This window comes from Flavicella sediminum (assembly GCF_006381105.1).
Taxonomy (GTDB): domain Bacteria; phylum Bacteroidota; class Bacteroidia; order Flavobacteriales; family Flavobacteriaceae; genus Flavicella; species Flavicella sediminum.
Map to the genome: position 1 here is coordinate 154,072 of NZ_VDET01000001.1, position 14,992 is coordinate 169,063.

7 protein-coding genes are annotated in these 14,992 nt (G+C 34.3%); 4 read left to right on the forward strand and 3 right to left on the reverse strand.

Annotated features, from left to right (window positions below):
• The first annotated feature begins 54 nt into the window (after positions 1–54).
• The 4 genes from FGM02_RS00455 (at position 55) to FGM02_RS00470 (ending at position 7,596) form a co-directional block, all read left to right on the forward strand.
• Entirely contained in the window at positions 55–918 is an 864-nt protein-coding gene (locus tag FGM02_RS00455) for an AraC family transcriptional regulator (RefSeq protein WP_139955859.1), read from the forward strand.
• A 132-nt stretch (positions 919–1,050) separates the two neighbouring features.
• Positions 1,051–2,727 carry a sulfatase family protein gene (locus FGM02_RS00460; protein WP_139955861.1) on the forward strand — a complete coding sequence of 559 codons (1,677 nt, stop codon included), beginning with the start codon at positions 1,051–1,053 and terminating at the stop codon, positions 2,725–2,727.
• Positions 2,728–3,031: 304 nt separating this feature from the next.
• Positions 3,032–4,567: an alpha-L-fucosidase gene (locus FGM02_RS00465; RefSeq protein WP_139955863.1), complete on the forward strand. Its 1,536-nt coding sequence runs from the start codon at positions 3,032–3,034 to the stop codon at positions 4,565–4,567.
• Between the two features lie 107 nt (positions 4,568–4,674).
• On the forward strand, positions 4,675–7,596 hold the full coding sequence (locus FGM02_RS00470; RefSeq protein WP_139955865.1) for a glycoside hydrolase family 2 protein: 2,922 nt from the start codon (positions 4,675–4,677) through the stop codon (positions 7,594–7,596).
• Positions 7,597–8,001: 405 nt separating this feature from the next.
• Here the strand turns inward: FGM02_RS00470 and FGM02_RS00475 are convergent, their stop codons facing one another.
• The 3 genes from FGM02_RS00475 to FGM02_RS00485 are packed head-to-tail and all read right to left on the reverse strand — an operon-like array spanning position 8,002 to position 14,693.
• The gene (locus tag FGM02_RS00475) at positions 8,002–9,651 is read right to left on the reverse strand and encodes a hypothetical protein (RefSeq protein WP_139955867.1); all 1,650 of its coding nucleotides are present in this window, start codon (positions 9,649–9,651) and stop codon (positions 8,002–8,004) included.
• 52 nt (positions 9,652–9,703) lie between these two features.
• Entirely contained in the window at positions 9,704–11,539 is a 1,836-nt protein-coding gene (locus FGM02_RS00480) for a RagB/SusD family nutrient uptake outer membrane protein (RefSeq protein ID WP_139955869.1), read from the reverse strand.
• Positions 11,540–11,558: 19 nt separating this feature from the next.
• Positions 11,559–14,693, reverse strand: a complete 3,135-nt coding sequence (locus tag FGM02_RS00485; RefSeq protein ID WP_139955871.1) for a SusC/RagA family TonB-linked outer membrane protein — start codon at positions 14,691–14,693, stop codon at positions 11,559–11,561.
• Between the last annotated feature and the right edge of the window lie 299 nt (positions 14,694–14,992).

A 14,992-nucleotide genomic window follows, 5' to 3' on the forward strand; every position in this document is an offset into this window, starting at 1 on the left:
GATATTTTTTTATTAGGGGTAGAATTAGGTATTTTTGAGGAAATGTAAAAAATATTGAAAGCAGAATACGAAAAAATTCCTTTAAGTACAGAAAGCTCTTTTCATACGTTTGTTTATAAAAATGAAGGTTTTGAGGCACCCTGGCATTTTCATCCTGAATATGAATTAACATTTATAGTCAAAGGTAAAGGAATGCGTTATGTAGGAAATAGTGTTCAGCAGTTTGAAGAGGGAGATTTGGTTTTGTTGGGATCTAATTTACCGCATTGTTGGAAAGAAAACGCAGAAGAAAATTCAGGAGATGTAGAGTCTATTGTTTTTCAGTGGGATGACAAGATTTTGGGCGAGGGCTGGTTGCAAAAAAAAGAATTTTCACGAATAAAGTATTTGTTAGAGAAATCTGCACGTGGTGTATTGTTTAAGCAAGAGCTTGCCTTTAGAATTGCTGCCTTGATGCTTGAAATTATGCAGAAACCTGCTTTTGAAAGAATGATGGGCTTTCTAAATTTACTACAAGGTTTAGCGGCTATTGATACTACGGAATGTTTGGTGGCAGAAGGTTTTACACCTAATTTAAATAGCAAGTCACATAAAAGAATTGAGTCGGTTTATAGTTTTGTTCATGAAAATTATTCGCAGAAGATAAAATTAAGCGAAGTGTCCTCTTTGGTCTCTATGGGAGATGAGGCTTTTTGTCGTTTTTTTAAGAAGAATTTAAACAAGTCCTTTTTTACGTTTGTCAATGAATATAGAATTAATAGGGTTTGTCGAATGTTGATTGAAACCAATAAACAGGTGAATCAAATTGCCTACGAATGTGGCTATGAAAGTCTGCCTTTTTTTTACAGGCAGTTTGATAAATTTATGAATTGTTCTCCCTTAAATTTCAAAAAAGAACATTTTAGAATAAGAGGCTAAAACTAGACAAAACAAGAAAAAAGTTCAGGTTAGTAGAAATATTAACCGTACTTATCCTGAATTAAGACATATGTGGTACTCAATACTTTTAAATTTAAAGATATTTATACATTAATAATTGGAAGCAAAATCATGATAAAAAAATTACTTATTTTGGGACTTGCAGGAATCGGTTTGATTTCCTGTAATTCTGCAAAGGAAACAAAAAAGACAGGTCAAAAACCAAACATCATCTATATTATGGCAGATGATCATACCACCCAGGCTTTTGGGATTTATGGTAGTAGGTTGGCAAAATTGAATCCAACTCCGAATTTGGATCAAATAGCCAAAGAAGGGATTATTTTCGATAATTGTTTTGTAAATAATTCTATTTGTACACCTAGTCGTGCAGCTATTCTTTCAGGACAGCACAGTCAGGCAAATGGGGTGTTAGATTTGGAAGGAACTTTACCGAAAGACCATCAGTATTTACCAATTGAAATGAAGAAGTTAGGTTACCAAACAGCAATTGTTGGTAAATGGCACTTAAAAGCAGAACCTAATTTTGATTATTACAATGTGTTTACAAAGCACGGACAACAAGGTTCCTATTTTGATCCTTATATGACACAAACAGGGATGAATTTTGTAGAAGAAAAGGATCCGAATTACGAAGGGAAAATGTACAAGGGACATAGTTCTGATGTCGTGGCAGATATTTCTATTGATTGGTTGAAAAACAAAAGAGACAAAACAAAACCCTTTATTTTATTTCATCAATACAAAGCACCGCATGACGATTTTGAATATGCACCGCGCTACAGAGACTACCTAGCAGATGTTGAAATTCCTGAGCCAGCAAGTTATTACGACAATCAAAATAATGGATCTGTAGCTACAAGAGGTGAAAATGGTGAGTTGTTAAGCGTAGTTGGTTCTTCACTTTCAAAAAGAAATACCATTAGACATATGGGAATGCGTATGTGGAGCAAGCAATATATTAAAAGAAACAATCCTGATTTTGATATTCATCAAGCAGATGATTTGGAAGGAGATGCTTATAAACATGCAACTTACCAAGAATATTTAAAGCGTTATTTACGTTGTGTAAAAGGTGTGGATGACAATGTTGGCCGTTTGATTAAGTATTTAAAAGAAGAAGGTTTGTATGACAATACTATTATTGTATATACAGGTGATCAAGGGTTTATGTTGGGTGAACACGATTATATTGACAAAAGATGGATGTATGAAGAAGCCTTCCGTATGCCATTTTTTGTAAGATATCCGAAAGCAATTAAGGCAGGACAAAGAACTGATGCAATTATCAACAATACAGATTTTGCGCCTACTTTAATAGAAATGGCAGGAGGGAAAGCGCCAGAAAAAATGCAAGGGCATAGCTTTAAGCATATTTTGGAAACAGGGGAAGAACCTGAAGGTTGGCAACAGTCTACCTATTATAGATATTGGATGCATATGGCACATGCCCATGCAAATCCAGCACATTTCGGAATTAGAACAAAGCAATACAAACTTATTTTCTTTTATGGTAAATATTGGGTAGATACAGACAACCCTGATGCTGAATGGAATAAAAAAAGTTGGGGGAATCGTTTTGATTTACACACACCGGCGGCTTGGGAGTTTTATGACTTGACAAAAGATCCGAAAGAAATGAATAATACCTACAGTGATCCTGCCAATAAAGAGATTATTGCAAATTTAAAAGAGCAGTTGTTAGCAAAACGTAAAGAACTAAATGAAGAAGATGGAGAGAAATATCCTCATATTCAAAAAGTAATTGATGCACATTGGAATGATTAACAGCTCATTTTAAGAACTTAAAAAAACACTTTATAGCAATTGCTTTAAGGTGTTTTTATTTTATTTGTTTTTGTGAAATAAACGAATAAATAAGTTGGATTATTTGGAGTGTTCCTTTGTTAAAAACTAGAATATGTTAGTTTTTGATTGATATACAGGTTGTTATAGTTTTGTTTTACAGGGTTGTCTATATGCTGTCTAGTCATTTAAAAACATATGTGATAGGTTGAAACACATTCGTGCAACTTAAATTTTTGAACATTTCTTAGTTTTACATCATAAAATAACTGTAAAAATAAAGTACATGAAGTCTTTACTGAAATCTTTAACCCTTATTGCAATTACATTAATTGTAGTTGTCTCATGTGGGCCAAACAAAAAAAATGAAGCACCTAAGAAATTAGTATACGAGGCTAATTGGGAATCTATAAAAAAGAATTATAAAGATCCAGAATGGTTCAATAAAACAAAATTCGGAATATTTATCCATTGGGGAGCGTATTCAGTACCTGCTTTTGGTTCGGAATGGTATCCAAGACAAATGTATATGGATACAGCCAACTTTAATGCGCAGTTAAATACAGGAAGACCTGGTCCTTCAAGAGAACATTTACATCATAAAGAACATTGGGGAGATCCAAAAGAATTTGGATACAAAGATTTTATTCCAATGTTTAAAGGTGAAAAATTTGATGCCAATGAATGGATTGATTTATTTAAAGACGCCGGAGCTAAGTATGTAATTCCTGTTGCCGATCATCATGATGGTTTTGCGATGTATAAGTCTAACACGACTAGATGGAACTCCTACGACATGGGGCCTAAGCGTGATGTTTTAGGAGAGCTTTTTGAAGCAGGTAGATCTAAAGGAATGATTATGGGAGCTTCTTCTCATTTTGCATTTAACTGGTCATTTTACAATAAAAAAGATCATTTTGATACGACAGATCCTGAATTTGCAGATTTGTATTCTTCTAAAGGAAAAGATTTGACAGAACCTGTTTCTCAAGAGTTTTTAGACAGATGGTGGTTAAGAACAAAAGACGTTTTGGACCATTACCAACCAGATATTTTTTGGTTAGATTTTTATGTAGATATTCCTGACTTTGCAAGTGTTCGTCCAAAACTAGCGGCTTACTATTATAACAAAGGAATTGAATGGGGGAAAGAAGTTGTTTTACAAGATAAAAACTTTTCACATGAAGCCTTTCCAGAAGGAACAGTAGTTTATGATTTGGAAAGAGGGAAATTGCCAGGTATTCGAAAGCTTCCTTGGCAAACGGATACATCTGTAGGGAAAAATTCTTGGTCGTATGTAACAAATTGGAAGTCGAAAACGGCAAACCAATTGGTAGATGATTTAGTAGACATTGTAAGTAAAAACGGATGTTTATTATTAAATGTTGGGCCAAAATCTGATGGTACAATTCCAGAGGATCAAAAAGAAATTTTGTTACAAATAGGAGCTTGGTTAAAGGTAAACGGAGACGCTATTTATGATACGAAATATTGGAATACTTTTGGTGAAGGACCAACAAAAGTGAAAAAAGGACACCATTCTGAAGGAGGAAATGAAGATTTGTCTTCTAAAGATATTCGCTTCACTCAAAAAGGAAATAAATTGTATGCTATTGTTTTAGCTTGGCCAGAGAATGGTATTGTAGATATTACAACTCTAGGTAAGAATTCTGAGTATGCAAAAGGATTAGAATTTAAAAGTGTAAAAGTATTGGGAAGTCCTGATACGATTGATTGGCATCAAACAAATAATGGTTTAGAGGTGAAAATGCCTTCAACCAGACCTTGTGAATATGCTTATACAATAGAGTTTACATTGTAAGATAATATTGGTTTTTATTAGTTTAGTTAAGAGTGCATTTTGTAAGAGATGTGCTCTTTTCGTTTTTTAGGAAGAAGTTATATGTTTAAAATTAAATATCTATTGAAATGAAAAATTTGAAATTGCTACTACTCTTGTGGACTGTGTTCTTTTTTAAGGAAGCAAAAGCACAAAATTTACCTTTTGGTTTCCCGAAAACAGAAAGGACAAAAGTCAATTTGAAACAAAACTGGAAGTTTCATTTGGGAAATCCAGAGGCAAAGTATTATAGCAAAGAAACAGATGATACGAATTGGAAATCTGTAAGTGTACCGCATACTTTGCAATTAACGTCTCTTACATTAGACGATTTACAAGATGAAAAAACACAGTTGGTTTTTCATCGAAAAGTGGGGTGGTATCGTAAAAATATCCAGGTTGCCAAGTCCAACAAAAAAGTGTTTTTAGAATTTGAAGGGGCGCATCAGGTTACGGATGTATGGATCAATGGAATTCATGTTGGTCAGCATGCAGTTGGTGGGTACACACCTTTTCATTTTGATATCACGAACTATGTGAAAAAAGGAGAAGAAAATCAGCTTACCTTATTGGTCGACAATCGCAGGAATGAGTTGGTACCACCAGATCCGGGGCCTTTTGATTATGTGAAATTTAGTGGTTTATACAGAGATGTGTATTTGGTAGAAACCGCGCCTGTGCATGTAACTTTTAATTGGGAGACTTTAAATTCTGGAGTAAACATTACAACGCCAACGATTGACGTAGTGAATAAAAACGCGACAATTTCAATAAAAACCGCTGTAAAAAATGAACAATCCGAAGTAGTAAGTTGTAATTTAATTACGCAAATTATTGATAAAGAAGGTTTGGTTGTTTTAAAATTAGAGAATACTTCTAAATTAAGTCCGGGACAAGAATATCAATTCAATCAAATAGGAAGTTTAGAAGATGATGTTCATTTTTGGAATACAAGTTCTCCATATTTGTACAGAGTTAACAGTGTGGTAGAAATTGATGGGGTAAAAGTAGACTTCGTTGAAAATAAAATTGGTTTAAAGAAATTTGAATTAGATCCAGTAAGAGGATTTATTTTAAACAATAAGCCAATTAAATTGATAGGAGCCAATAGGCATCAGCAGTATCCTTATATTGGAGATGCAGTACCCAATTCGTTACATTATAAAGATGTATTGCAATTTAAAGAATATGGTTTTAATATCATTCGTACAGCGCATTATCCACAAGATAATGCTTTGTTAGAAGCTTGTGATGAGCTTGGGGTTTTGGTTTATGAAGAAGCGCCAACATGGATTTCTATGTCGCAAAATGATGCTTGGTGGGACAATCTTGAAAAAGCAGCAAGAACTATGGTGCGTAATCATCGGAATCATGCCTCTGTAGTGATGTGGGGAGCTGGAGTGAATCATAGAGGGTATGTGCCACGAATTCACAATATCATGAAGCAGGAAGACCCTGTTCGCTTAACAGCTTCTCAAGGTGCTCGTTGGACAGGTTGGCAAGCTTCTGGTTTGACAGATATCAATGCAAATATGTTGTATGGTCCATTTATTTGGGATCGTACAGAACCTATGTTTGCCATGGAGGGTAGAAGTGGAGCAGCGGCAGTAGCACCTTATAAAAGAGATGTTTTAATGACAGGGCTAATTTCTTGGACGGCACATGCGTATTATACGTTTCATCCTACGCACGCAAGAGCAAATGACAAAAGAGATAGAACAAGAAGTGGTATGATGACCATCTTTAGATATCCTAGACCAAATTTAGATTGGTACAAGTCGGAATTGTTAGAAAAACCGTTTTTAGGAATTGAACAGGATTGGAAAACTGGGACAGATGAATTGACGATAAATAGCAATGCCGAAGAAGTAGCGTTATTTGTAAACGGAAAATCAATCGCAAAAAATAAAGCAAGTCAGGATACTATTTATAGAGGATTAGATCATCCACCTTTTCATTTTAAAGGGTTGACGTATACAAAGGGAAAACTCACGGCAAAAGGCTATTTCAAAGACGGAAGTACTGTCGAAGTGTCTAAATCTTCGGTAGGAAAACCGTATGCAATTCAGTTAAAATTAGACAAAGAAGGCCGAAGGTTTGTGGCAGATGGAAATGATATTTTACTAGCTTATGCCACGGTAGTAGATAAAAATGGAACCACGGTTACAGATACAGACAAATTGATCAAATTCTCTGTAAAAGGAGATGCAACCATTGTAGGGAATGGAACTAAGATCAATGCAAATCCGATGTTTACAGAATACGGTGTTGCTCCTGTTTTGATCAAAGCAGGAACCAGTACCAAAGAAATTACCATCTATGCAAAATCGAAAGGTTTAAAAAGTGCTAGAATGAGTACCGTTTTGGAAGTTTATAATCCAGATTTTATAGCTAGAAATGCCAAACCTATTTTCGACTTTAAAAAAGAACGTATCGATTTAGGAGCTAAAGATCAGTTATTACAATTTGGTTGGTACCCTTGGAATGGAGAAGATAACGTTAAAAACAGCTATGCTTTTAAAGAATTTAAAGGAGTGACTGCTGAATTAAAAAATGTGTCAGACAATGGAATTATTCGTTGGTTGGGTGAAATGAATGTAATTGGAAAATATGGATTCGCGTATGGTGATGGTGTTATTTCTATAGACAAAGAAGGTATGGATTTGGTATTGTCAAATTTACCAAAAGGAATTTATAAATTAAGTAGTTGGCATCATGCTCCACGTAGTAATTCTGATTTAATGGATCCTAATCAGGAAAAATTAAAAACACAATCTATTTATAAATTGCCTTATGAAAAGAAGCTTAAATTAAGCTCTAAAAATTCTTTAGAGGCGAAGGATTTAGTAGCAAAAGTAACAGAAGGTAAGCAAATGCAATGGGAGGCTCCTGGTTTGAGTGTATTGGTCTTCGAATCGGATGGTGTACATCCTGTAGTTATAAATTACAACGGATTAGGAAACAAAGGCGTTTGGTTGAATGCTTTGGAATTAAGTGCGTGGAAGCAATAAAATGTTAAGCCAACTTTAGTTTTATACCTAACTAATATAGATGTGTTTCTTCAAGCAAATATGGCTTGAAGGAACACATTTTTTTTTGTTTGTAATTTAAAAGATGTTGATTGCATATTAATTTTCTCTTAGCGTGTTTAGACAAGATTGTAATAAGTGATAAGAATTTTGTGATGTTGTAATCAAAGCATGTATTAGTACTTGCCTTGGTGTTTAGAGCCGCTTAGGATGTGTATAGAAATAGTATGCCTATAATTTATTTAGCTGTTAGGCGAAATTCTATTTATAAGAAGTATAAAATCAAAAAGTTATTCTAACATATACTATGTAAAGTTATGACATAAAAAAACTCCCCATATTAGAATGAACTAATTGGGGAGTTTGAATTAACTTAAAAAAATGTTTTTATGGACGTACTTCTTTAGTTACTATATAAATATCATCGATATATGCGGTAATATTAGAGTCTGTTGTTCCGTTAGGAAGTATTCTCAAGTACAATCGAGCTAAAGGTGCCCAATTCTTAAACTCTCTTTCAAATGTTTTCCATTCTCCTTGAGTTTGAACAGGACTCACCCATAAAGAAGACCATTGTCCTAATTGCCAAAGACTAACTTCAGAAGGCGCTACTGTTGATGATTCTATGTACATTGCAAATCTCATAATATAAGTTACATCCTGCTCAAATAGCACAGAACTTGGTAAATAAGATTCTATAGCTAAACGTTGTCCATTTACGCTAGTTAACTTAATACTTTGATTTCCTTTGTATTTAATATCAGTGGAATAGGAAATTTCACCCTGATTTGCCCCCCATGCTGGTGCAAAACCTGACCAACTTGTTGTGTCTTCAAATCCAGCTATGTTTGCAGGAACTAAATTTACATTGTGCATGACTACTGCTTCGTCAGTAAAAAGAACTGGACTTCTTGAATCGGTAGACTTTAAAGTGTTTCCAGCTAACAAACTAACGGTTATTACATCAGGTCTGTAAATAGGGTCGTCTAACTTAATATTAATAAAAGTCGCATCATTTTCGTCTAGTGTCACGCTTTTTACGCTAAAGTCTACATCATTCACTTTAACTTCAAAAAAGGCTTCTTGATTATTAAAGTTTATAAATTCTCCATTAAACGATAGTCTTAACGTTTCGTCTTCCAATTCTTTAATTGTAGAAGCTAGTCCAAATGGTTTTGAAGAAGGGGTTACTTTTATTGGGCTTTTGAAAACAAAAATTTCAGAATCACCAGGAATTAATTCTCCAGATCTTGAGATGTTTATTCCTCCTTCGTAAACGCCTAATTTTTTTAATAAAAGTTGAGCATCTTGTTCTTGACTACCCGCGATTTGAACACTTGTAGAAGTATTGTCACTTGGATCTTTTTTAGTTCTTACAAACCAGTTACGAGCAGTTGGTTCTCCTTGTGTTGTATTGTCAATTACATGTAAGGATTCTCCAGCCTCCACATATATAGTGTCAGTACTCATTGGGTCAATACTAACTTCAACCCCCTCTTTTATTTGCTTAACTTCAATATTTGGAACAATAGTGTCAAAAACTTTTACTACAAATGTAGTATCAATCACCCATCTATCATTTAATCTTTCGGCAGGAACTACATAATCCGCAGCTGCACCTAAATCTGCATCCCATTTATTACCTCTAAAAGCAACAGAATCTCTAAAAGTATTGTATAGTCTAACTTTCTTTAGACCTGGTTCTCTAAAATAAACAATGACTGTCTTATCTCCAACCACTGTATCTCCAGGATAAATAATTCGAGAATTTAAATTTGCCGTAGTTGCTGTTCTAGAGATCGGTCCTTTTAAAAACGCATCTCCTTTTTCGATGGACCAAGAATGTTGCAATGCTCCTTGAGACAAATCAGTAAAAGTCATGTATTTTAACAAACCAATATTTAACTCGTTAGCGTTACCTTCACTGGTATAAAATCCAATGTCAGAAATGCTATCTGGTGTTTCATATTCATTGGTAACGCAGCTATTCAGCAATACCGATAATGTTATGAACATTAAAATTATTTTATATTTCATCTTTAATTTGTTTTAAATATTATTTTTTCTGCAAAATCATTTGTTTTGAATTTTATTCAGCTGTGTCATACAGTCTTGGATTTGCAATAATTTCACTATTTGGTATAGGTAAATATGCATGTAAATCGTCATTGTAATTTTTAGCGGCTAGTTCTAAATCGTTAAAATTTTCACGAATGTTGGGATCTCCAGCTTGGACTTCATATAAAAGAGTAGACCATTTTGTAATTGAGGCTCCAGTTTTTGGATTTGTAGTTACATAGTGATCTGCAGCATATCTTTTTTGAGCCAATTCTTGGAATCTTTGTTTTTTAACACCCCATCTTCTCAAGTCAATATTTCTATTCCCATCTCCTTCCGCAGACAATTCTAATGGATATTCAACATGTCTTAAGTGTTCTCTTAAGTTGTCTAATGTCCAAGGTGTGTTACCTGGAGCTCTCATATGATCATTGTTAGGAAATTCTCCGGAACCATCTTCTCCTAATAAGGCAACTTTGGCTCTTCTTCTTACTTTGTTGATATACAATAAAGCTTCGTCTAAGTTTCCTAACTCAATTTGACATTCAGCATATTGTAAATAAATTTCAGCCAAACGAATTAGTCTTTCGTTAACGCCTGATCTAACTTTTCCTGGGGATAATTCATCCTCACTTTTTGCTCCTAAATCCCAGTTTGTATGTTTTCTGAAATAAGCTGCAAAAGATTGATTAAAGGGAGCTGTTTGACCTGGGTTAGCCCATGGTGTTGCAGGGTCTGGATAGTAGCCTAAGTCATTATCATCTACTAAAGCTAACGAGTAAGACGTTCTAATGCTATAAACTCTAGGTCTAGTTATAGTTTCTTTTACGACCTCACGTTTATAAGTTTCATAAATAACTTCTTCAACGAAGTTCTCTGGATCTGAATAATCTAAAGGATCTTGTTTGTAAGTATTAATTAACCAACTAGCAGGGCCTGCACCAAACCAACCTTGAACACCTGTAAAATGTTTGATGTAAGAGGCGTTAGAAACATCTCTAGAATCATACTGTGCTAAATTTTGTTTATGATCCATAGAGTAAACAACTTCTAAAATAGACTCTTCATTTAACTCGTCTTTTGTGGTAATGTTACTACCAAAGTGAGGTGTAAGTGCATATCCAAAATTGTCGATAACATTTTTAAAATGCAGAGCTGCTTGTGCAAAGTCACCTGCGTATAAATGAGTTTGTCCAATTAAAGAAACTGCGGCTCCAGCTGTAACACGACCTTTTTGATCGTCTGCCCATTCAACAGGTAAATTTTTAGCAGCATATTCTAAATCTGCCATATAAAATGCTTTTACCTCAGAAGCAGGTCTTAATGATTGAAAATGATCTTCTTCTGTTTCTGCTACATAATCAAAGATAGGTACAGATCCTTGGTTAAAAGTATTGTACAATAGAAAATACATGTACCCTCTTATAAAGCGTGCTTGTGCTAAAGTAAAAGCAGCAATGGTTTCTTCCGTTTCATTTTCAAAAGTTCCGATCTTTTTGTTAAGATTAACGATAACTTGATTGGCTCTGAAAATTGTAGTATAATTTTGAGTCCATTGTCTGTTTCCTGCATCATTTGCATTGTTGAAAAGCTGTAAGTAAAAAATGTTTGCGGTCGTTGGTCTTTGCCATCCATTTCCCCATGCTAAATCACTTCTATGTAAATTTTCAATTAATCGGATATTGTCTGTTTTCGAAAATGCCTTGTAGGTAGCAGTCAATCCATTGTCAAAATCTTCAATAGTTTCCCAAAAAATTCCTGTTGATAGAAAGTTTGGGCTTGTTTGCTCCAGGAATGAATCCTCGCAACTTGTAATAACGGTTGCCATCAAAATAGCAATGACAACTTTGATTTTTATATTTTTCATTTTGTTCCGTTTTTTCAAATTAAAATTGTACTTGTAATCCAAGTCTTAATTGAGCAGTTACAGGATAATTTCCTTTGTCAATTCCTCTTGTGCTTACTCCATTACCTCCAACTTCAGGATCATATCCTTTATATTTGGTTAGTGTCAATAAGTTTTGTCCAGCCATATAAACTCTTAATTTAGATAGCCCAATACTTTCTATGTTTCTTTTTGGAATTGTATATCCTACGACTAAGTTTCGTAGTCTGAAAAAAGTTCCATCTTCTAACCAATAATCTGAATGACCTCTATAATTGTCATGCAGCGCTCCTCTATTTACAGGTATTGTACTTGTATTGTTTTGCTGCGTCCATTGGTAAACTAGATCTTGATGTGCAGCTGATTTATAAGCCAAGGCTTTGTTTCCGTTTAAGATTTCACCTCCAAAGGCACCATACAATTGCATAGAAAGGTCAAATCCTTTGTAATAGGCTCCAAAATTTAATCCAAGTTCAAAATCAGGAACTCCACTTCCGGCATAAGTTCTATCATTTATATCAATAGCACCATCTTTGTTAGAGTCTACGTATTTTAAATCACCTTCTTGAGCGCTAGGAACCATTGTTTTGTAGGGTCCATCAATTGGATTATTCTCATTGTCTAACATGATATCTCCATTTGTGTCTAGTTGATAAATATCAGATTTAGATGTTAAGCCATCTGTTTTCATTAAAAAGAAAGCACCTGCTTCATAACCTTCTGCTAAAACAGTTGTTAAATCTTGGTCGTTATCATGTCCTGAAATAGTACTACTATCAAAATAGATAATATCATTTGTTCCACTTAATTTAGTAAGCGTGTTTTTGTTTTGTGAGTAGTTTAAGCTCGCGTTCCATGAAAGTTTTCCGCTGTGTTTGTATTTAACAGCTAGTTCCGTACCTGTGTTTCTCATGTCACCAACATTCAAGGTTACTTCTGGGTCTAATCCACCACCAGATGACGGAGGCAATAATACCGGGAATAACATATCTTTTTTATTCGTTACGTAATAATCACCAGTGATGGTTACTTTATTTCGGAATAAACTTAAGTCGTACCCAAAGTTTGTTGATACAGAAGTTTCCCATTTTACATTTGGATTTGCAAAACCTGTTTGAATAGCTCCAATATGAAGGTCTTCATTTGTACCTAATACATAATCTTTTTCTAATTCAATTACGGCATCATAAGAATAATCAGCAATTCCTTGGTTACCTGTTGTACCTCTACTTGCACGTAATTTAAATTTATTAACGACATCTTTTACAGGATCCCAAAAGTCTTCATCAGATACATTCCATCCTAAACTATAAGAAGGGAACCATCCATAATGTTCTTTTTTAAATCTAGATGACCCATCTCTACGTAAACTAGCGCTAAATAAATATTTACCTCTATAGTTGTATTGAAATCTTCCTAGTGTTCCTATTAAGGTGTTTTCTCTTTCCCAAGTCCATCTATTTCTACTACCAGAATCTACATTAGGTTCGATTGTAGCACCGTCTAAAACGGTAATGGCATTATTGAAAATACCGTATTTTTCAGCTAAAAATTGAGAATAATTGTATTGCTCAGCCGAGTATACGAATGTGGCATTGATGTTATGATCACCTATACTTTTCTTATAATTTAAAATACTTTCCCAAGTTCTTCGTTTGCTTAAAGTACTGGTATTTCTAATTCTTGAACTTTGTCCAATTAATTCTTCTCCTAAATCATTGTATGCTATAAATTCAGGGTTGATTATGATACGAGTTCCGTTGTCAAAACTAGCAGAGGCACGTGATGTAAATTTTAAATCTGGTGTTATACTGTATTCAGCATTAATACTAGCATCAAAATACTGGTTTTCACTATTGTCCTCTTGAATCAATTTATAACCTAAATAAGACAACCTTTGTGTTTCATTAGCATCTCCAGCATCATCAACTCTTAAGTTATTAGGGTCAATTAATAAAGATAATGGATTGTAGGTAATAAGATCTTGAAGCATTCCCCAAGGTGGTGTTTCTTTTTCTTCAGCTCTAAGAGAAATTCCTGTTCTAATTTTCCACTTCCCTTTGTTGTATTGTGTATTCGCTCTAATATTGTATCTGTCAAATTGCGACTTAATAAAAATACCTTCTTGGCTGAAAAAGTTTGCATTGATATTGTAGGTCAATCCTTCCTTTCCTCCTGATACACTTAAACTATGGTTTTGAATAGGAGCCCAGTCGTTTACAGTAAGATCTGCTAAATCTGAATTTCTAGTTAAACTGTGAGGTGAATTCTCAACACTTGTCCAAGTATTTCCAAATACAGTTCCGTTTAAAGCGGTTGCTCTTAAAAACTGAGTATACAATCTATCTTCTTTATTAAGAATAGGAGTACCTGAGGTGATTTTTTGAACTCCATAAAAACTATTTAAGTTCACTCTCATAATCCCTTCCTTCCCTTTTTTAGTCGTAATTAAGATAACCCCTGCGGCTCCACGTGTACCGTAAATAGCAGCAGATGCAGCATCTTTTAAAATGTCAATCGATTCGATTTCACTCGTACTTAATTTAGGATCTCCTTCAAAAGGAATTCCATCTACTACGTATAAAGGAGTGTTTGCTCCGTCAACTGATGCCAATCCACGGATTTGGATATTTGCTTCAGCACCTGGTTCTCCAGAAGAAGCAATAACACTTACCCCAGATACTTGTCCTTGTAAAGCTGTACCAATATCGGATGTAGAAATTTTGCTTAGTTCTTCAGCTTCTACTCTAGAAACAGCACCAATAACTTCTTTTTTAGTTTGCGTTCCATAACCAATTACGACAACTTCATCTAGTGAGGCTATATCTGATTTTAGAGTTGCATTGATTGTGTTTTTTTTGCCTACGGATAATTCTAAAGTTGTAAAACCTACATAGCTAAAAAGTAGCTTATCTCCTTCTTTAGCTTTGATTTCATAGTTTCCATCAAAATCGGTGACTACTCCATTTGCGGTACCTTTTACAAGGACCGTTACTCCTGGCAGTGGTTCGCCATCTCCGGAAACAATACCTTTTACAGTGGTTGTCTGCGCATAAATTGGAGCAAAACTAAGCAGCATCATGGTTGCGAATGCAAATAGCTTGAATTTCCAATTAGCAATTGAATTGAATTTCATATTCTTCATGTTTTAAGTTAATAGGATACAATTTTAAAGAAATCGTTAAGTTGTGTTGAAAAACACGACTAGATTAGAATCCTACAAAATGAATAAAATTGAATGTATTTTCTGGTTTTTTATAAGAATAGAGCTTCAGTATCTTGACTTTTACTAGACGGAAAAGGGTTAAAAAACTGTTAATCAGTCTTTTGTGGTTTTATGTTTTAATTAACGTCTATTTTGTCTTTTGGCAAGTGTTTTTTTTGTTTTACCAAGGGGTAGGAGGTAATTGAATTTTTATTTTGACTAGCTTTTGG